Here is a 20083-nt window from a genome sequence, read left to right on the forward strand (position 1 = left end):
ATGAAACAGATTTTGAAATATAGAAATATGATAAGCGGTGCGTTTCTGTTGGGAAGCTTAGTCTTCACCTCTTGCACTGATCAATTTAAAAAATGGAACGTCAATCCAAATGAAGTAACGCCCGAACAAATGGCTCAGGATAACCTAAACACGGGTGCCTTTTTTACTCAGATGGAAAAAGGTGTATTTATTGTAGGCGAAGATTTGGGAGGCGAATATCAGATCACAGAGATGCTAACGGGAGACATTTTTGCCAGTTATATTGCCAACATCAATACCTATAGTTATACCAGTGTTCACAACGATCAATATAGACTTTATCAAAATTGGTATAACGCTCCTTTCTCCGATGCTTATATGTATATTATGCAGCCGTGGAAATCTATTGCGGATGTTACCGACAAAGATTCTCCCGCCAGAGCTATGGCAACCATTATTAAGGTGTTGGGCATGAGTCGCATCACTGATATGTATGGACCTATTCCATATAGCAAGTTCGGTACATCTACCAAAGTTCCTTACGATAGCCAACAAGATGTATACTCTACATTTTTTGAAGAACTGGATCAAGCTATCAATGCGTTGACTACATATAGCAACAACAATACGGCGAAGTATATGGAAGATTACGACTATATCTACAGTGGTAATACCACCAAGTGGATTAAGTTTGCCAATACCCTTCGCTTACGTCTGGCTATGCGTATTTCTTTTGTTGATAAAACAAAAGCACAAACAGAAGCTGTTGCAGCCATCAATCATAGCTATGGTTTGATGACTTCTACTGATGACTCAGCTATTTTACATCAAACGTCATCGTTTACCTTCACCAATCCAATTTGGGAAGTGAGTGAAAGTTTCCAAGATATGCGGATGGGTGCCACGATGGATTGCTATCTGAATGGGTATAATGACCCACGTATCTCTCGCTACTTCCGTACGGCTACTGATGGTGCTTACCACGGTGTACGTAATGGTATGTCAGGTATAAACAAAGATAGTTATTCAGCAGCTGCTTCGGGTATCAATGTTGCTTCTGACGACGGAATGCAATGGATGACAGCTTCCGAAGCTTACTTCCTTTTGGCTGAAGCGTCGTTGCGAATGGGGCTTGGAAATGGATCTGCTCAAGATTACTATGAACAAGGCATTCGCACTTCTTTTGCTCAATGGGGTGCTTCGGGTTCTGATGCTTACATCGCTAATAGCCAAAGTTTGCCACTTCCCTCTTATCAAGATCCTACAACGTCTTATGGTGGAGGTTCAACTTCTGCCAGTGACCTTTCTCAGTTGTCTCCCGCTTGGGATAATACCGTTGGAGATGAAGTTAAACTAGAGCGTATCATGGTTCAGAAGTGGATCTCTCTTTTTCCTGATGGTCAAGAAGCGTGGAGCGAAATGCGTAGAACTGGTTATCCTGGATTTATTAAAATTTACACTTACAACGGCGTCACCGAAGTTGCCAACGGCAAACTGATTAGCCGGCTCAAGTTCCCCACAACAGAGTATTCAAACAACACGGAGAATGTAAATGCAGCCGTATCTCTCTTGAGAGGTAATGACATCGCCGGAACGAAACTTTGGTGGGACGTGAGATAAACAGTAAGCTTAGTAATAAATATAAGAAATTAATCTGATTATGAAAACAATCAAATATCTATTGGCACTTGTAGCAATGGGCTCACTGATGTATGCATGTGATACAGACATCAAAACGAATGAAATTCAGGAACCCTATACCTACAGTGACTTATATTATCAAAATTTGCGCGATTACAAAGCCAGCGACCACTCCATTTCTTTCGGATGGTTTGCTCAATATGGAGGACAAAACTCTTTGGGAGTGCGCTTCATGGGTTTGCCCGATAGTCTCGATATCTGTTCTATGTGGGGCGGTATTCCTGCCCAAGAAAACACAGACATTTGGGAAGAAATTCGATTTGTTCAGAAGGTGAAAGGCACTAAAATGTTTGCAGTAGCCATCACACGTATTGATGCAGAGACAGACGAAAAAGATTTCAAAATTGCTTATAATGAGGCTCTTCAAATGTCGGCAGGTGAAGAGAAGGATGCGGCGATTAATAAAGCCATTGAGATGTATGCCGAATACTTCTTGGACCAAGTTTTTGAGAATGATCTTGATGGTTTTGATGCCGACTACGAACCCGAAGGCGACTTCTTGTCTGGTGATCACTTTCTCCACTTTATGAATTATTTAGCTAAGTACATGGGGCCTAACCCTAATATTACAAAGGAAGAACGTTTGGCTCTCATTCAAGAACGATACGGTAAGGACGTGACTGATACCGACAAGATGCTTTGTGTGGATGCTACAGGCGATCCTACATCTTCGTTGATTGATATATGCAACTACTACATTGCGCAAGCTTATGGTGGTGGCACATCTACAGGTTGGCCTATCGAAAAGGTAGTTTTCTGTTGCAACATGGGTGATAACTGGCAAGGTAAAATGTCGGAGATGTATGCGCAAGCACGCTATCAACCTGCTACAGGAAGAAAAGGTGGCTTTGGTGCCTTTTTTATTCATCGCGACTATAATGTGCACGAGAATAATCCTCGTCCATACGGACGTTTTCGCGAGTGTATACAGATTCAAAATCCGGCAATTTATTAATAATGTAATATGACGTTTTATGAAGATACTATATAAAAAGAAATTGTACTGTGTAGGGCTGTTGGTTCTGTTGATGAATTTTGCGTCCTGTGAAAATAATGAGAAATATGATTTTGAAGGAGATTCGATGAACCGGATATTCTTGAGAAATACAGAAAATAGTTTTAAAGTGGTGCATACTGCTATTGGAAGTATCAGTAAGGTAAATTATAAAGCCCCTGTTTTTTCTGCACAAAAAGCGAATGCAGCTGTTAAAGCAACAGTAGCGGTTGATAATTCGTATATAGATAAATACAATGCAGTAAATGGGACAAATTATAGTGCTATTCCTGTAGATGCTATTGATTTGGGTAATGAGTTATTGACTATTCCGGAAAATGGGATGATATCTTCAGATTCTTTGAATGTTAAACTGAAGGATAGCTATCTGGATAAACTAACGGAGACTGCTTATGTTATTCCATTGAGGATCTCTGAGGTAGTTGGTGGAAATGCTGCTGCCAGTACTAATATGAATGTAGCTTATATTGTTGTTACTACAGAAACAAACAATATTAACGACTCGGCAACAGAAGGGGATATTCGTGGCTCATTGGTCAGTGAACGTTCTGCGTGGTCAGCGATTTCTACTCCAGCAAATTCAACTACAGCCCGATTGTTTGATGGAGTTAATACCACTAATTTTAGTCTCAGTTCTTATACAACGAGTAATGCGGATCTCTCTCTTGTGATAGACATGGCTCAGACGTATCAAGTAGCTGGACTGTATTTAAATTACCGTGGAAATGCCGCTTCATCGTATATGTCTGGTGTATCAGTTTATGTAAGTAAAGATAATGTGACGTGGAAGGAAGTAGGTAAACTAACGGCAACAAAGGTGTATACTGTATTCTATGGTTCTTATGAGGGACGTTATATTAAGCTTGTAAAAAAAGCACAACCTTATTATAGTTCATACTATTATACTACCATGTATTTAAGTGAGTTTAATATTTATGCAGAACAATAATTTTAAAACGTTATGAAAAAATATACATTATTATCTTTATTAGCTTTGTTGCTTTGCATGGCAGGCTGCAAAAAAGGAGCTGATTATGGCGATGCAATATATGTAACTGGTACATTATCGTCAAAAAATATTCGTTTCCTTGTTGACGGTCAGTCAAGCGTCGGCCTTACGGTGTCCTCCACTACTAAAGCCGAAACAGACATTACGGTTAAAATGAAACCAGCTCCTGAGTTGCTCGATGAATTTAATGCTTCTACCGGACGCAATTGTCAATTGCCTCCCAATGGAAGCTATTCGCTGGATGGATCGGAGGTTGTGATTAAGGCAGGCAAAGCCATATCGACGCAACTTGAAGTTCAGGCAGATTCCAAAGAATTGCAGGAAGGTATTTCCTACTGTGTGCCTGTGTCCATCACTTCTGTTGAAGGGGGGGGGCTCAATGTGCTTGAGACTTCACGTACCGCTTACCTGATGTTGACTAAAGTTATTAAAATTAAGGCTGCTAACTTGGCTCGCTCCGGCTGTTTCGACATACCTGGCTTTGGTGGCGACAATAGCCCCGTAAAGGCACTTGGTCAAATGACACTGGAGATGAAAGTACTCCCTGTCTCTTTTAGTGGTATCAGTTCATTGTGTGGCTGTGAGGAGAACTTCCTTTTCCGTTTTGGCGACGGTGCAGGTAATCCTGCCAACAAACTGCAATTATCGAAGGGCTCTATCGGTACAGCTGCTCATCCCGATCAAAAAGACCACTATGAGTCTTGGGTAGACAAGGAATTCGAAACCGGACATTGGTTGCACTTTGCTGCCGTATACGACGGTCGCTATCTGCACCTTTACCTCAATGGAGAGCAAATTCACTTTGTGGAAACGAATAACGGTGGTACTATTAATCTGAGTATGGCTTACGATGGTCACTCTTGGGACGATACCTTCGCTATCGGTCGTTCAGTCGGTCATCAACGCTTCTTCGATGGTTATATCAGCGAATGCCGTGTATGGAACGTTGCTCGTACCCCTGCTGAACTTCAAGATGGTGTCTGCTACGTAGACCCTACTAGCAAAGGCCTTGTGGCTTATTGGCGCTTCGACGGAGAAACGCAGGAAGATGGTAGTGTGCTTGATATGACCGGGCACGGATACAATGCTGTTCCTTATGGTACTATAAAGTGGGTAGACAACCAGAAATGTCCGTTTTAGACATTTAGATTTAGTTCCCATGTTTGTAGTGTGAATTAGCTTTTTAAACGCATAAGCCAAGAGCTTTATTATATTTGTGGCAGTAAAGCTCAAATATTTATCAAACTCGAAAGCTTATGCGTTTACAACGTAATGAATTAAATATTGAAGGTGAAAATATAGATGTTGACGTGCTTTTGTAATAAAATTTAGACAGGCTCTATGTATAACAGAAAAATTGTATTGAGCGAGCTTGCATTCTTTTTTTGCTCATTATATCTTTCGGCACAACAGGCTTTTCCTTATAGGAATCCTAATTTATCCGTAGAGATTCGCACAGAGGATCTGCTCAGTCGCATGACTTTGGAAGAGAAAGTGGGACAACTATTATGCCCCTTGGGATGGGAGATGTATGATTTAAAAGGAAACCAGGTAAAGGTCTCTGAACGATTTAAATCTTTAGTAAAGGAAAAACATGCGGGTATGCTTTGGGGCGTTTATAGAGCGGATCCGTGGACAAAGAAAACGTTAGAAAACGGACTGAGACCTGAATTTGCTGCTAAGGCTGGCAACGCTTTACAGAAGTATGTGATTGAAAATACACCTTTGGGTATTCCTCTGTTTTTAGCAGAAGAGGCGCCTCATGGTCATATGGCTATTGGCGCTACTGTTTTTCCAACCGGTGTAGGTATGGCTGCTACTTGGAGCCCTTCTTTATTAGAAGAAGAGGGGAGAGCTATTGGTCAGGAGATACGTTTGCAAGGAGGACATATCAGTTACGGGCCGGTAATCGATTTGGCTCGTGATCCACGATGGTCTCGGGTGGAGGAAACCTTCGGTGAAGACCCTGTTTTGTCAGGCTCTTTGGCTGCTGCTATGGTGAAGGGTCTTGGTGGCGGAAAGCTGAATCAAGCATATGCGACTGTCGCTACATTAAAACATTTTATTGCTTATGGGATACCAGAGGGTGGACAAAATGGCAATCCGTCTTTTGTTGGAAGAAGGGATTTGCTGACTGATTTTTTACCACCTTTTCGTAAAGCAATACAAGCAGGCGCATTGTCTGTGATGACGTCATACAATTCAATGGACGGGATTCCTACAACAGCTAACCATTATCTATTGACACAATTGCTACATAACGAATGGAACTTCCGTGGTTTCTCTATTTCTGATCTTTACAGTATTGAAGGTCTTCATGCTCAGCACTTTGTTGCTTCTTCAAATGCTGAAGCGGCTGCCATGGCACTTACCGCTGGTCTTGATGCGGATTTGGGAGGGGATGCTTTTGCTACTTTAACTCAGCAGGTGCGTGAAAAGAAGATCGATGAAGCCTTGATTGATACGGCTGTTTGTCGGGTTCTGCGTTTGAAATTTGAGATGGGATTGTTTGAACATCCGTATGTAGATCCTCAGAAAGCGAAGAAGGAAGTGCGTTCTGCTGAGCATATTCAGCTGGCACGTAATTGTGCCCGGCAGTTGATTACTTTATTGAAAAATGAAAGAGAGACTTTGCCACTTTCGAAACAAATTACTAAAGTGGCCGTCGTAGGACCTAATGCCGATAATCTATACAATATGCTTGGTGATTATACGGCCCCTCAAGAAGAGAGTAATGTGGTTACGGTTTTGGAAGGGATTAAAAAGAAAATTGGCGCTTCACATGTTGAATACGTTAAGGGGTGTGCTATTCGTGATACGGCTAATTGTGATTTGGAGAAAGCTGTTGATGCCGCTCGTCGTGCTGATGTGGTTATTGCTGTAGTCGGTGGTTCCAGTGCCCGTGATTTTAAAACAAGCTATAAAGAGACCGGAGCTGCAATTACAACTTCTAATGCGGTGAGTGACATGGAGTGCGGAGAGGGATTTGATAGAGGGTCTTTGGGACTTATGGGCAAGCAAATGGATTTGCTCAAAGCGCTCAAAGCCACGGGGAAACCGTTGATTGTGATTTATATTGAAGGACGTCCGCTGGATAAAAACTGGGCGGCCGATCACGCGGATGCTTTACTGACTGCCTGGTATCCCGGACAAGAAGGAGGCGATGCGATTGCAGATGTTTTGTTTGGCGATTATAACCCTGCCGGCCGCTTACCGGTTTCAGTGCCAAGAAACGTTGGACAACTTCCTGTTTATTACAATAAAAAAAATCCGGCTAGCCATGATTATGTTGAAATGTCTTCCGCGCCACTTTATCCTTTTGGATATGGGCTAAGCTTTTCTACTTTTGAGTACTCGAACTTGAAAATATCACAAAAGGCTTCTTCTTGTTTCGAAGTGTCTTTTGATATCAAGAATACAGGGAAATACGACGGTGATGAAGTTGCTCAACTCTATCTTCGGGATGAAGTTGCATCGGTAGTGCAACCGATGAAGCAACTCAAACACTATCGACGCCTCTTTATAAAAAAAGGAGAAGTAAAACGCGTTTGTTTTCTGCTTACGGAGGAAGATTTCTCCTTGATAAATATAGAAATGAAACGGGTAGTAGAATCTGGCGACTTTCAACTCCAGATAGGAACTTCCTCGAATGATATACGATTAACTGATAAAATAGAAATCAAGTGAATAAGTTTAAATTTGTACAACTAGCCGGGATATTGTTCTGGGGCTTTATGGGTTGTGGGCAACAGGCATTTGCGGCAAAAAGCAAGAATCCCGTTCAGTATGTTGATCCGAGAATCGGTTCCGGCGGACACGGACATGTGTTTGTGGGAGCGAATGTCCCCTTTGGCTTTGTTCAGTTGGGCCCAACAGAACCCGTCAGGGGCTGGGACTGGTGCTCCGGTTACCATTATAGTGATTCTGTTTTGGTTGGTTTCAGCCACTCGCATCTCAGTGGAACAGGTATAGGCGACTTGGGCGATATCACCTTCTTTCCTACCCAAGACCAAAGTCGTGTTTCCTATTTTAATCATGATCATGAAAAAGTATCGCCGGGATATTATTCGGTTCGTTTATCCCCATCTAATATAAATGTGGAACTCACTGCTACAGCACGAACAGGATTTCATCGATATACCTTTCCTTCAAAAGGAGAGGCGATGGTGGTAGTCGATTTGCAAAAAGGAATTGGTTGGGATCAATGGACCGATAGTCGTTTGGTGCAAGAAAACGATAGTTCGATTTCCGGATATCGTATCTCAACCGGGTGGGCAAAGAATCAACAGGTCTACTTTGCAGCCGTCTTTTCTAAACCGATTCGTCACTTTACAGCTATTAATGATTCTGTTGGTATCTTCTCTTTTATAACGAATGGAGAAAATGATCCACTTTATATTAAGGTTGGTCTTTCTGCTGTTAGTGTAGAGAATGCAAAATTGAACTTGAAAGCTGAGGTTGGCTCACGTCATTTTAATGCAGTGGCCGATAAAGCGAAATCTCTCTGGAACAAAGAGTTGGAGAAGATACAAGTTTCTATGGATAATGATGTTGATAAAAGAATCTTTTATACCGCTTTCTATCATACGATGATTGCTCCATCTGTTTTTTGTGATGTGAATGGAGACTATCGGGGTAGTGATGGAAAGATCTACAGAAAAGCTGATTTTGTGAATTATACCACTTTCTCATTATGGGATACTTATCGGGCTGCACATCCTCTGGCCACGCTGGTCCACCCGGAACGTATGAGAGATTATGCTCAAACGTTACTGGCTATTTTTAGGCAGCAAGGAAAGTTGCCCGTGTGGCATTTGATGGGCAATGAGACGGATTGCATGGTGGGTAATCCCGGCATTCCCGTATTGGCTGATTTGTTATTGAAAGGATTTGTAGCAGATAAAGAAGTGGCCTTTGAGGCTATGAAAACCTCAGCTATGCTTGATGAACGTTCGATGAATTTGCTGAAAGCATATGGTTATATTCCTTATGATAAAGAGCCGACAAACGAAACGACTGCCAAAGGGCTTGAATATGCTTTGGCGGATGGTTGCATAGCACAGGTTGCTCAACAACTGGGTAAGAAGGATGACTATACATATTTTCATCGTAGGAGTCAGTCTTATCAATTTTATTGGGATAAGAGCACACACTTTATGCGTGGCTTTTCATCCACCGGAAGTTTTAGCGAACCGTTCGATCCATTTCTGACCACTCCTGGTAAAGGTGATTATACAGAAGGCAATGCTTGGCAGTATGTATGGCTTGTACCGCATGATGTACATGGATTAATCAATTTGTTTGGAAGTGATGAGGTTTTTACCTCGAAATTAGACTCATTGTTTGAAGTGAAAGGCGATTTAGGAAAAGATGCTGCACCTGACATCTCGGGTTTAATAGGGCAGTATGCGCATGGCAACGAGCCAAGTCACCACATTCTTTATTTATACAACTATGTAGGGAAGCCATACAAGTCAGCTCCGAGATTGCGCGAGGTGATGCACACTTTATATCATGATGCTCCGGATGGTTTGTGCGGTAATGAAGATGTTGGCCAAATGTCTGCATGGTATGTTCTGTCTGCACTCGGTATATATCAGGTGAACCCTGCCGGAGGCGTTTATATCTTTGGTACTCCGATCGTTAATGAAGCTGAATTAGCTGTGGGAGCGAATAAGATTTTTAAGATTATCGCCCATAATAACAGCAAAGAAAACAGGTATATTCAGTCTGTAAGGCTCAATCATAAACCTTACACTAAATCTTATATTCATTATAAAGATATTGTAGCGGGTGGTGTGCTTGAGTTTGAAATGGGAAGTCAACCCTCTTCAAGCTTTGGAGTGGATCCAAGGGATAGGCCGTAAGGTTTTTACTATAATTTTTTCGATTACCCGATGACATTTTCATATTTGATGTTACAAATCTTTAATTTTTATGCAACCTTTTTCATTCCTATCTCGTCTAAATAAATGTAGCGCGCACAAATAGGAATAAAACGTAGTATTAATAAGAATAGTCTTATTACATGAAAAAGGTATTTAGCATAGTGATTGCATTAATAGTTTGCCAAACATTGTTTGCTCAATCGTTGCAATTAAAAGGATTAGTGATGTCATCGGGCAAGAGACCGGTGGAATTTGCGAATGTGATTCTTAGTAAAAGTGATTCTGTTTTTGTGACTGGTGGCACAACAGACGCGAGAGGTAAATTTAGTATGAATAATCTTCAGAAGGGAGGTTACCATTTACAAATCTCCTGTTTAGGGTATCAAACAAAAACGCTTAATATCAATGACTTCACAAAGAGTGTGGATCTTGGGAGTATAGAGATGGATACTGCGGCAGTGGCTTTGGGTGAAGTCGTTGTTACGGCTGCCAACGTTATAAATAAGGTCGATCGTAAAGTAATACTTCCAAATGCTTCTCAAATGAGGTCATCTACAAACGGCTTTGACCTTTTGCAGCGATTGAACTTAAGCCGCATAAATATCGATCTCTTGAAGAATACGGTCTCTGCTGCCGGTGGTGGAGAAGTACAGCTAAGAATTAACGGTATAAGATCAAGTGTCCAGGAGATAAAGTCTATTCGTCCTGAAGATATTATTCGCATAGAGCATCATGAAGAGCCGGGAGCTCGCTATGAAAATGCGGAAGCGGTTATAGACTATATTACTCGAAGGCGAACTACGGGTGGGTTTATCTCTATGAACTTAAGTAATTCTTTGCAAATGCCGTTTGGGGATAATAGTTTTAATGCCAAAGTAAATTATAATAAATCGGAATTTGGAATTTTCTATAATGGTAGCTATAGAAAGGTTAGTGAGATGTGGAGGAATAATTCAGAGACTTATAGTTTTTCGGACGGGAGGATTTTGACGCGTGCTGAAGAAGGAAAACCTGACAAATGGTGGATGAACTGGCATTACATGCACCTGAATTATAGTTATCAGGAACCGGATAAATGGTTTTTCAATGCCACTGTGCGAACAACTATCAATGATGTGCCGAAAACGAATTATAGTAGCTTGCTTTACTCGTTGGATAATCCACAACAGCGCCTTGATATGAGTGATTATTCATCTTCAAAAATGCATATTCCTTCTGTAGATCTTTATTTCCAAAGCAATCTGAAAAACCAACAGTTCCTGATGTTTAATGTGGTTGGAACGTATATTGATACCGAAACCAAGAGGTTATATAAAGAGGTTCGTGGAGAGGAAAATCTCACTGAGTTATTAAATAATGTGGATGGCAGTAAATACTCCTTGATTGGTGAAGGTATTTATGAGAAAGGATTTACGGCCGGACGTTTGAGTGTGGGATTGAAACACACTCAAAGTTTCACTGATAATACTTACACCGGTACTAGCATTGCAGAAACGAGTATGAAGCAGGCAGAGACTTACTTATATGCTGAGTTTCAGGGTAAAGTGAAGAAGTTTAGTTATTCAGTAGGAATGGGCGGAAGTCGTTCGTGGCTCAAAGAGGAAGAGGAAGGATATCAAAACTATACTTTTCGTCCAACGATTAGTTTGAAATATAAAATCACAGAGAGCTCTTCTCTTCGCTATCACGCTGATATGTATAGTTCTGCCCCGTCTTTATCCGACTTAGGGGATGTAGAGCAAATGATTGATTCGCTGCAAGTAAGAAGAGGGAATAAAGCTCTTAAACCAGAAATGAGATATACTCACTCTCTGAATTACGATATTAAGAAAGGCATTTTTAGCGGTAGTATGTATATTGGCCATAAGTATTATAGTAAACCGATCATGGAAAGAACGTTGATTGAGAACGATCTGTTTGTTCGCACCATGGAGAATCAGAAGAGTTGGCAGAAACTAACCACGGAGGCCGAATTATCTGTTCGTCCATTTAAAGACTATCTGACACTGAAGTTTGTGACTGGAATAAATTACTTCGAAAGTAAAGGTCTTGATTATCACCACACCTACACCGATTGGTATTATCGCGGTAGCCTGAATGCCACGTATAAGCAATGGTCCCTTTTCTTTGATATTAAAAAAGGTAGCAATGATTTTGATGGAGAGACCTTAAGCTACAATGAGAACTTTCATGCTGTGGGAATAATGTATAAACATAAAAACCTGAGCTTGGGTGCTAATACTCTAAATCCATTTACAAGGGTTTGGAAAGGTGGAAGCAATAATCTTAATGCTTTGGCTTCTTCTCAAAAACGGATCTATATTGGAGGACTCTCAAACACGGTAGTATTCAAAGTTTCTTATAACTTTAATTTTGGTCGTAAATTGCAATCTGTAGAGAAGAGATTGAATAACGAAGATAAAGATTCGGGGGTTTTGAACGGTGGTAAATAGGGGTTAGTAATACGTACGTTCCAACGACTTAGATAAAGCGGTCGTCGGAACGTAGTTGTGTAATATCTACAGGATCAACATCAGCTAACCAGCCAATTTTTACATCAGTTTTATTATCGTATTTGGGATAGAAAGGTTTAATATCTATCACTGGGGTGCCATCTAGCATATCAGCTTGCTCAAAATAGAGAATGTTCTTCTCTATTTTTTTTAGCGGAACAATGGAAAAGCCTATTTTGTTGGGACGTTTGGGTGCCCGGGTCGCAAATACTCCGTGGGGTTTTGTGTCCATAAATGGAACGAGTTGGAGCACATACCCTTGTACTTTGTGAAACTGATAGATTAAGATGATGTGCGAAAAGCCTTCCAGATCTTTAAGTCCTTCTACATATTTCTCATCAACCACTACTGTCCCTTCAAAGCCGATAGCGCCTGTAGGTTGCACAGGCATTCCTTCTATATTGATATGTGGAGAGTGTATTACTCCGATAGGTTCTAATATTATTGGTTCCATGTTTCTTCTATTTTTAGAAATCTAGAAAGCAAAAACCAGACCACGCTTTTATGTGGTTGATAATCAGATAATTATGAACTTATGGTAGGCTGTTTTCTTCAATTATGTAGATGCGGGCAGGAGGAATATACAAAAATGTAGGGTAAATAAAAAAAGCCTCAGATTTTATCTGAAGCTTTTTCAATATGGGGGGTGGAAGACGGGGCTCGAACCCGCGACCTTCGGAACCACAATCCAACACTCTAACCAGCTGAGCTACGTCCACCATATTGCATTTCTCTAATGCGGTGCAAAGATAGATAATATCTTTGATTCTGCAAGTATAATCTTTTGTTTTTTAACTAAAAAGTATACTCATTTATCTCATGGTTATACTTTTTGAAGAGGGCTCGAGATGCTTCCTTGAAGATTTTCAGGCGATTACGTGCTGCAGGGGGAAGTGAATCGTTTGAAATGTTTACAGGCACAAGCATGTGATTTTTCTTTCCTGTCAAAGCAGGGCGGGCAACCCACACCAAACTATAACCGCAATGGCTCACATAAGTAGTACTATCTTTGGTCAATTCTAGTTTGAAAAGTAAGCCGCCATCAGTGTTGGGGGCAGACATGTGTGAAATAAAGTTTCCCAGAGAATAGACTATGGCATGTTTATTACCGCTCACGCTGTCTGTTCGCAATTCCATCGGTTGCACCACGTGAGGATGAGAGCCGATGATGTGGGTCACACCTTGCGATAGCAACCAGTTGGTCAAAGAGATTTGTTCTTTGTTGGGAAGTCGCTTATATTCTTCCCCCCAATGCATACATGCGATGATGGCATCGGGGTTGAGTGCCTGAGCTGCTTTTATATCATTGCTCATGATGTTTTTATCGATGTAGTTCACTACGTTGGGTGAGCTTACAGTGATGCCATTTGTTCCGTATGTATAGTTTAGTATAACGATGCGGAACCCTTTTACTTCTATTAGTAAGGGATAGCGTAATTCTCTGGTTTCCTGATTTATATAAGTTCCGGCATGAGGAATATGCAAAGAATTGAGCATAGAGATCGTACGCTCTAATCCAACTTTTCTGCGGTCGAGACAATGATTGTTGGCAGTAAGCAGAATGTCAAATCCTGCATTTTTAATGGCTGACAGGTATTCGTCGGGTGCACTAAATTGTGGATAACCTTTGTATGGTTTACCACCCAGTGTAACTTCCAGATTGCCTATCGCCACATCTGCTTTACTAATTTCTTCTTTTACGAATTTGAAGCACGTAGTATAATCGTATCCGGAAGCAGTGCGGGCAGCATCTATCTGGCCTTGATGCTGCATCAGGTCGCCGGCAAACAGTAGTGTTATTTTTTGGGGAACGATACTATCGGACTCTGTGGAAATACTTGCTTTTTCCTGAGACGCCGAACTACAGGAGAATGAAAGCAGCAGAATAAGAAGAGGGAAGGAGAAAACTCTCATTATAGTGTTGGGTATTGGTGATAGTTTTAAAGCAAGTATAGCCAAGAGAGTTAGAAAATATGAGCGATACTTTATTCGGGCACCATTAGCACCGAGATAACATATCGCTCATTTTGTGTTTTATTTATAGATTGCCTTTTTTCCGGCAAGCAAGGTATTCTTCATTAGCGAGACAATGGTCATTGGTCCCACGCCACCCGGTACAGGAGTGATGAATGAACATTTGGGTGCTACTTCGTCAAACTTCACGTCACCCGTTAGTTTGAAGCCAGATTTAGTTTTATCTGATGGTACCCGAGTTGTCCCCACGTCAATTACCACAGCACCTTCTTTCACCATATCGGCAGTAAGGAAATTGGGTTGTCCTAAAGCGGCAATAATGATATCGGCTTCCTTACATTCTTTTATTAAATCGTTTGAACGGCTGTGGCAAACGGTTACAGTGGCATCACCCGGATAGGCTTTTTGCATCATTAAGGCGGCCATAGGCTTGCCTACAATATTGCTGCGGCCCAGTACCACACATTTTTTGCCGGATGTTTTTATCTCATAACGTTTTAATAATTCCAGTATCCCGTTGGGTGTTGCTGAAACATAGCAAGGCAAACCAATCGACATTCTTCCCACATTGATGGGATGAAATCCATCTACATCTTTGCGGTAATCGATTGTTTCAATTACTTTTTGTTCAGAGATATGCTTAGGAAGTGGTAGTTGAACAATGAAGCCATCCACATCGTCGTCGGCGTTCAACTCGCACACTTTCGCCAGCAATTCTTCTTCAGTAAGATCACTCTCATAGCGGAAGAGCGAAGATTTAAACCCACATGCTTCGCAAGCTTTTACTTTTGCTGCTACATAAGTTTCGCTTCCACCGTCATGTCCGATAAGTATTGCTGCCAGATGAGGCTGTTTTCCTCCTTTGGCCACAATTTCGGCTACTTCGGCAGCTATCTCTAGCTTTACTTGCTCGGAGATTGCTTTCCCATCAATTAATTTATAATCTGCCATATCTTGAGTTATTCTATTCGTTACCGTTTCATTTTCGGCATTACTTTGCCCATTTTGCTACCGGTCACCATCTTCATCATTTTGCGTGTTTCCTCAAATTGCTTCAGCAGACGGTTTACCTCTTGAATCGTAGTGCCACTTCCTTTCGCTACTCGCGTGCGGCGTGAGCCATTGAGCAGAGCAGGGTTTGAGCGTTCTTTCGGCGTCATAGAATGAATAATGGCCTCTATACTTTTGAAAGCATTGTCATCAATATCAATATCTTTAATCGCTTTACCTACGCCCGGAATCATTGATGCTAAATCTTTCAGATTACCCATCTTCTTTATTTGTGCAATTTGGCTCAGGAAGTCGTTAAAGTCAAATTGGTTTTTAGCAATTTTCTTCTCTATCCTTTTAGCTTCTTCTTCGTCAAATTGTTCTTGAGCACGTTCTACAAGTGAAACGATATCACCCATACCAAGAATACGGTCGGCCATACGAGCGGGGTGAAATTGATCAACTGCATCCAGTTTTTCCCCGGTTCCTACAAATTTGATAGGCTTGTTAACTATCGAGCGTATAGATAGCGCAGCACCACCACGGGTATCACCATCAAGCTTGGTTAGTACAACTCCATCAAAATCCAGACGATCGTTGAATTCTTTAGCTGTGTTTACAGCATCTTGTCCCGTCATTGAGTCGACAACAAACAGAATTTCGTTTGGATTGATCGCAGCTTTGATGGCTGTAATCTCGTTCATCATCTGTTCGTCTACAGCCAAGCGACCAGCTGTATCGACAATAACCAAATCATAACCTTTTGCTTTTGCCTCTTTTATTGCATTTTGAGCAATTGATACAGGATCTTTGCTATCTATTTCCGAATAAATAGGCACACCTATTTGTTCGGCAAGAACACGTAACTGTTCGATGGCTGCAGGACGATATACATCACAAGCAACAAGCAAAGGATTCTTTCCCTTTTTGCTTTTGAGCATTCGCGCCAACTTGCCCGAGAATGTAGTTTTACCCGAACCTTGCAATCCCGCCATCAAGATTACGGCTGGCTGTCCTTTCGTGTCTATCTCGACTGTTTCTCCTCCCATTAATTGAGCAAGCTCGTCGTGCACGATTTTCACCATCAACTGACTGGGCTTTACGGCAGTAAGCACGTTTTGCCCTAATGCTTTTTCCTTAACCGTATCGGTGAACGTTTTGGCAACTTTATAGTTAACATCGGCATCAAGCAGCGCTTTGCGCACATCTTTCAATGTCTCGGCAACATTGATCTCAGTGATTTTGCCTTCACCTTTCAGAATCTTAAACGACCTCTCGAGTCTTTCGCTTAAATTATCGAACATATATTAATCACAAATTACAAATTATCTATTCTTCGTTTCTTAAGGATGCAAATGTACGAAAATTCCATTTATTTATATCCTTTTATTCTGCCATTTTGCCTTTTTAAAGTAGATATAGCTTGCCACAAGCAGCAGGGAATAATATAGAATCTCTGTAGTAAAGCAAATATCTACCGGAGCGCGTAGCCATACACCGACAATAAAAACATACATCATGTAGAAGCAAAGGGTCATCGTTTCGATCATAAGTGCAGAGCGGGTGTTGCCCGTACCGGATATTCCGCTGAATAGGATATTTGCTACAGAAGCGATGAGCATGGCGATCCCGACAACATAAACAGCCGTTACCGATTCGGCGATCAAAGCTGCCTCATTTGTATAGATTGAAAGTATTGTTTTTGGAAAAATCGAGATAATAACGACGAGTGCCAGCATGATGAAAAAAGAGAGACGGGCGATCTTCTTTATTAGTGGTATAACGTGTTGGATGTCGTTTGAACCAATGGCGTTACTTACAAGGCTATTGGCTGCTGTCGATAATGAACTAACCGAAATCATCATGACAATATAAATGCTTCGCACAATGTTGGCTATGGCGAGTTCACGCTGTCCTAATCGTTCTACGGCAGCAAAAAAAGCAAACCATGTAGCCATAGATAAAAAGTACTGGAGCATCGTGAAGCACGAAATGTTCAGAATTCGCATCAGTAATTTGGGCTTGAATGAGCGGAAGCGATTCAAACCGTATTTCTTGAAATCAACTGTAATATAGGTATAGATGAAAAAAAAGATAATAGAAGATGCTTCTGCAATGACAGAGGCAATCGCTGCACCTTTTATTCCCATTTCGGGAAATCCGAATTTTCCGAATATGAGAATATAGTCGAGTACCACATTCGTTAGCGCCATTACTATCGCATTAATCGTTAACACTTTTGTACGGGTAGTACCGATATAAAAGGCACGAAACATCACATTCAGAAATGCAAAAAAGAATCCGAAAACTCTCCAATGAATAAACTCCATTGTGGCATCGTATATCGTTTCGGATGATACCAACAGTCTCATGATGTTTCCTCCGAAAAGCCGGGTGAAAGTAAAAAGAAGTACTGCCATAACCATCAGGAACATGACGCCCTGAATCATGACCGGCCCTACTTCCGCATATTGTTTTTCTCCGTTGCGACGGGCAATCATAATTTGAGAACCAGTACTAAAACCGAAAGCGACGGTGAAGATGCAGATATAAAATAAGCCTCCCATAGCAGAGGCTCCTAAAGCTACCTCGCTGACACGTCCCAGAAAGGCTGTATCAGTAACGTTGATTATATTTTGTGCAAGAAGACTTAGCAAGATCGGGAAACTAACGCTCCAGATCTGTTTGTTGGTGTACATAAATACTTAAGTTTGCTGTTTCAAAGATACTGTTTTTATTCAAAAAATAAAGGAGCGAAAATGATCTATCATCTCCGCTCCTTTATTTGCTTTTGTGTTATTTCTGCTGTTAGCTGTTCATGCTCATCAGAAATTCATCGTTGTCTTTCGTTTTTTCTAAGCGGTCTTTAACGAAATCCATTGCTTCAATCGGGTTCATATCCGATAGATATTTGCGTAGAATCCACATGCGGTCAAGTGTTTGCTTGTCTAGAAGCAGATCGTCGCGACGAGTGCTCGAAGCAACAATATTCACAGCCGGGAAGATTCGTTTGTTAGACAAGTTACGATCGAGCTGAAGCTCCATGTTTCCTGTTCCCTTGAATTCTTCGAAAATAACCTCATCCATTTTAGAACCGGTATCGATAAGTGCGGTAGCCAAAATAGTTAGTGAACCTCCGTTTTCAATATTACGGGCAGCTCCGAAGAAGCGTTTAGGTTTGTGCAATGCATTTGCATCTACACCACCCGAGAGTACTTTGCCTGAAGCAGGAGAAACAGTATTATATGCTCGAGCCAAGCGAGTGATAGAGTCGAGGAAGATCACTACATCGTGTCCACATTCTACCATTCTTTTTGCTTTTTCCAACACAATGCCTGCTATTTTTACGTGGCGTTCTGCTGGTTCGTCAAAGGTCGATGCAATAACTTCGGCATTTACGCTACGAGCCATATCGGTAACTTCCTCAGGACGCTCATCTATCAGCAACATAATCATGTATACTTCCGGGTGGTTAGCAGCTATAGCGTTTGCAATTTCTTTTAGCAAAATAGTTTTACCAGTTTTGGGTTGAGCTACGATCAATCCACGTTGTCCCTTACCGATCGGGGAAAATAAATCGACTACACGGGCAGACATAGAATCTGAGTATCCTCCTCGGCAGAGTTTGAATTTCTCGTCGGGGAAAAGAGGCGTGAGGTGTTCGAATGGAACGCGGTCGCGTACAAAAGTAGCGTCACGGCCATTGATCTTTGAGACTTTAACCAGAGGGAAATATTTTTCTCCTTCTTTCGGAGGACGAATAGCTCCTTCAACCACATCACCGGTTTTTAATCCAAATAGTTTGATTTGTGATTGAGAAACGTAGATATCATCAGGAGATGAAAGGTAATTATAATCTGATGAACGTAAGAATCCGTATCCATCTTGCATAATCTCCAAGACGCCTGTGCCAATCAGAATATCTTCAAATTCGTAAGCTTTTTCACGTTCAATAACTTTGCGTTCGGGACGTTCAGGAGCCGTTGTTGCTTCTGTCTGTGTCGGCTTTTGAATAACTGGACGTTGTTGGTTATTGTTTTGCTGATTGTTATTGTTGTCGCGCGGACGGATGATACGCTTGGCTTGTGCTTGTTGCTCTTGAGCTGCTGCAGCTTCAACTTTGGTTGCTTCAAATTTGCCAAGTAGCTCAGTAGGTAACTCCATCTTTTCAGAAGGTAGTTCTTCGATTGGAACAAAGTCGTCGTCAGCATCTGATGATAGTATCGGACTTTCTTCTTCTTTCTCCGGTTGAACAACAGGTCTTACCACCTTAATAGGCTTGCTTAGTGCTTGTTCCACTTGTGGCGCTTGTTCTTCTTGCGATGCTGCTTGTTGCACCTTTGCTACAACTTGTGGTGCTTCTTGTTGTACTTTAGCAGTTGCTTGTGGCGACGCTTGCTGCGCCTTTACCACGGGTGCTACTTGTTGTACTTTTACTGGTACTTGCGGTGCTTGTGGCTCTTTTGCTGCTACAGGAGCTTCAATAGCTGCTTCTGCTTTCACCGTCTCTTTATTTTCACTTTTAGCTTTCTTTGGGCGACCTTTGCGTTGCTTCGGGTCAGCTTGTTCGCTTTTAGCTTTAGCGGTATCTTCAGTAGGTTTTGCGGAGGGAGCAATAACAGGTTTGGGTCTGTCTGTAGTTTCATCTTTTGCTGCAATGGCAGCAGGCTTTGGAGCAGCAGGTTGTTGCTTAGTCACCGGAGTGTTTTTTTCTGTTCGGCTTATTTCGCCATTCTTAGACGCAGAGAAAACTTTATCGGCTCCTTCTTTCTTTACATTAACGCGAGAGCGTTTCTTATTGTCGTCTTTGCGATCCTCTTTTATTTTGTCGGCGGCTACTTTCTTGGTAGCACCCACAATGGCTTGTTCATCGAGGATCTTGTAGACTAATTCTTCTTTTTTAAGTGAGTCTGTTTTTTTGATGCCCAATTCTTGGGCAATAGTTTGTAGTTCCGACAAATTTTTGTCGTTCAATTGAATGATGTTATACATACGTATAGGTAAATTATTATAA

General features: G+C 41.5%; 13 protein-coding genes and 1 tRNA gene. 7 read left to right on the forward strand and 7 right to left on the reverse strand.

Annotation, left to right across the window (positions count from 1 at the left end; genetic code table 11):
• From BQ5338_RS00680 to BQ5338_RS00710, 7 genes are all read left to right on the forward strand, one after another.
• Positions 1–1599: a SusD/RagB family nutrient-binding outer membrane lipoprotein gene (locus BQ5338_RS00680; protein WP_071144912.1), complete on the forward strand. Its 1599-nt coding sequence runs from the start codon at positions 1–3 to the stop codon at positions 1597–1599.
• 40 nt (positions 1600–1639) lie between these two features.
• Entirely contained in the window at positions 1640–2635 is a 996-nt protein-coding gene (locus BQ5338_RS00685; RefSeq protein WP_071144913.1) for a glycoside hydrolase family 18, read from the forward strand.
• A gap of 19 nt (positions 2636–2654) precedes the next feature.
• Complete coding sequence (locus BQ5338_RS00690) at positions 2655–3644, forward strand: BT_3987 domain-containing protein (RefSeq protein WP_071144914.1); 990 nt, start codon at positions 2655–2657, stop codon at positions 3642–3644.
• Between the two features lie 12 nt (positions 3645–3656).
• On the forward strand, positions 3657–4844 hold the full coding sequence (locus tag BQ5338_RS00695; protein ID WP_071144915.1) for a DUF1735 and LamG domain-containing protein: 1188 nt from the start codon (positions 3657–3659) through the stop codon (positions 4842–4844).
• Positions 4845–5045: 201 nt separating this feature from the next.
• The gene (locus BQ5338_RS00700; protein WP_071144916.1) at positions 5046–7391 is read left to right on the forward strand and encodes a glycoside hydrolase family 3 N-terminal domain-containing protein; all 2346 of its coding nucleotides are present in this window, start codon (positions 5046–5048) and stop codon (positions 7389–7391) included.
• 47 nt (positions 7392–7438) lie between these two features.
• A complete protein-coding gene (locus tag BQ5338_RS00705) occupies positions 7439–9571 on the forward strand; it encodes a GH92 family glycosyl hydrolase (RefSeq protein ID WP_071144917.1) in 2133 nt (710 codons plus the stop codon).
• A 161-nt stretch (positions 9572–9732) separates the two neighbouring features.
• A complete protein-coding gene (locus BQ5338_RS00710) occupies positions 9733–12045 on the forward strand; it encodes a TonB-dependent receptor (protein ID WP_071144918.1) in 2313 nt (770 codons plus the stop codon).
• Positions 12046–12073: 28 nt separating this feature from the next.
• Here the strand turns inward: BQ5338_RS00710 and tsaA are convergent, their stop codons facing one another.
• The 7 genes from tsaA to rho all read right to left on the reverse strand — a co-directional run bounded on the left by tsaA (position 12074) and on the right by rho (position 20061).
• Positions 12074–12559: a tRNA (N6-threonylcarbamoyladenosine(37)-N6)-methyltransferase TrmO gene (gene tsaA / locus BQ5338_RS00715; protein ID WP_071144919.1), complete on the reverse strand. Its 486-nt coding sequence runs from the start codon at positions 12557–12559 to the stop codon at positions 12074–12076.
• 190 nt (positions 12560–12749) lie between these two features.
• A tRNA-His gene (locus BQ5338_RS00720) sits at positions 12750–12825 on the reverse strand.
• A gap of 75 nt (positions 12826–12900) precedes the next feature.
• Positions 12901–14019 carry a CapA family protein gene (locus BQ5338_RS00725; protein ID WP_071144920.1) on the reverse strand — a complete coding sequence of 373 codons (1119 nt, stop codon included), beginning with the start codon at positions 14017–14019 and terminating at the stop codon, positions 12901–12903.
• A gap of 120 nt (positions 14020–14139) precedes the next feature.
• On the reverse strand, positions 14140–15030 hold the full coding sequence (gene folD / locus BQ5338_RS00730) for a bifunctional methylenetetrahydrofolate dehydrogenase/methenyltetrahydrofolate cyclohydrolase FolD (protein WP_071144921.1): 891 nt from the start codon (positions 15028–15030) through the stop codon (positions 14140–14142).
• 20 nt (positions 15031–15050) lie between these two features.
• On the reverse strand, positions 15051–16373 hold the full coding sequence (gene ffh, locus BQ5338_RS00735; RefSeq protein ID WP_071144922.1) for a signal recognition particle protein: 1323 nt from the start codon (positions 16371–16373) through the stop codon (positions 15051–15053).
• A 72-nt stretch (positions 16374–16445) separates the two neighbouring features.
• Positions 16446–17768, reverse strand: a complete 1323-nt coding sequence (locus tag BQ5338_RS00740) for an MATE family efflux transporter (RefSeq protein WP_071144923.1) — start codon at positions 17766–17768, stop codon at positions 16446–16448.
• 109 nt (positions 17769–17877) lie between these two features.
• A complete protein-coding gene (gene rho / locus BQ5338_RS00745) occupies positions 17878–20061 on the reverse strand; it encodes a transcription termination factor Rho (protein WP_071144924.1) in 2184 nt (727 codons plus the stop codon).
• Between the last annotated feature and the right edge of the window lie 22 nt (positions 20062–20083).

The organism is Bacteroides ihuae, from assembly GCF_900104585.1.
In the GTDB taxonomy this organism is placed as follows: Bacteria; Bacteroidota; Bacteroidia; order Bacteroidales; family Bacteroidaceae; genus Bacteroides; species Bacteroides ihuae.

Bases quoted from the DNA above. Each gene is read 5' to 3' on its own strand.
- BQ5338_RS00685 (WP_071144913.1), top strand. From the start codon at position 1,640: ATGAAAACAATCAAATATCTATTGGCACTTGTAGCAATGGGCTCACTG.
- rho (WP_071144924.1), bottom strand. From the start codon at position 20,061: ATGTATAACATCATTCAATTGAACGACAAAAATTTGTCGGAACTACAA.
- ffh (WP_071144922.1), bottom strand. From the start codon at position 16,373: ATGTTCGATAATTTAAGCGAAAGACTCGAGAGGTCGTTTAAGATTCTG.
- BQ5338_RS00695 (WP_071144915.1), top strand. From the start codon at position 3,657: ATGAAAAAATATACATTATTATCTTTATTAGCTTTGTTGCTTTGCATG.
- BQ5338_RS00680 (WP_071144912.1), top strand. From the start codon at position 1: ATGAAACAGATTTTGAAATATAGAAATATGATAAGCGGTGCGTTTCTG.
- BQ5338_RS00710 (WP_071144918.1), top strand. From the start codon at position 9,733: ATGAAAAAGGTATTTAGCATAGTGATTGCATTAATAGTTTGCCAAACA.
- BQ5338_RS00740 (WP_071144923.1), bottom strand. From the start codon at position 17,768: ATGTACACCAACAAACAGATCTGGAGCGTTAGTTTCCCGATCTTGCTA.
- BQ5338_RS00725 (WP_071144920.1), bottom strand. From the start codon at position 14,019: ATGAGAGTTTTCTCCTTCCCTCTTCTTATTCTGCTGCTTTCATTCTCC.
- tsaA (WP_071144919.1), bottom strand. From the start codon at position 12,559: ATGGAACCAATAATATTAGAACCTATCGGAGTAATACACTCTCCACAT.
- BQ5338_RS00700 (WP_071144916.1), top strand. From the start codon at position 5,046: ATGTATAACAGAAAAATTGTATTGAGCGAGCTTGCATTCTTTTTTTGC.
- BQ5338_RS00705 (WP_071144917.1), top strand. From the start codon at position 7,439: ATGGGTTGTGGGCAACAGGCATTTGCGGCAAAAAGCAAGAATCCCGTT.
- BQ5338_RS00690 (WP_071144914.1), top strand. From the start codon at position 2,655: ATGAAGATACTATATAAAAAGAAATTGTACTGTGTAGGGCTGTTGGTT.
- folD (WP_071144921.1), bottom strand. From the start codon at position 15,030: ATGGCAGATTATAAATTAATTGATGGGAAAGCAATCTCCGAGCAAGTA.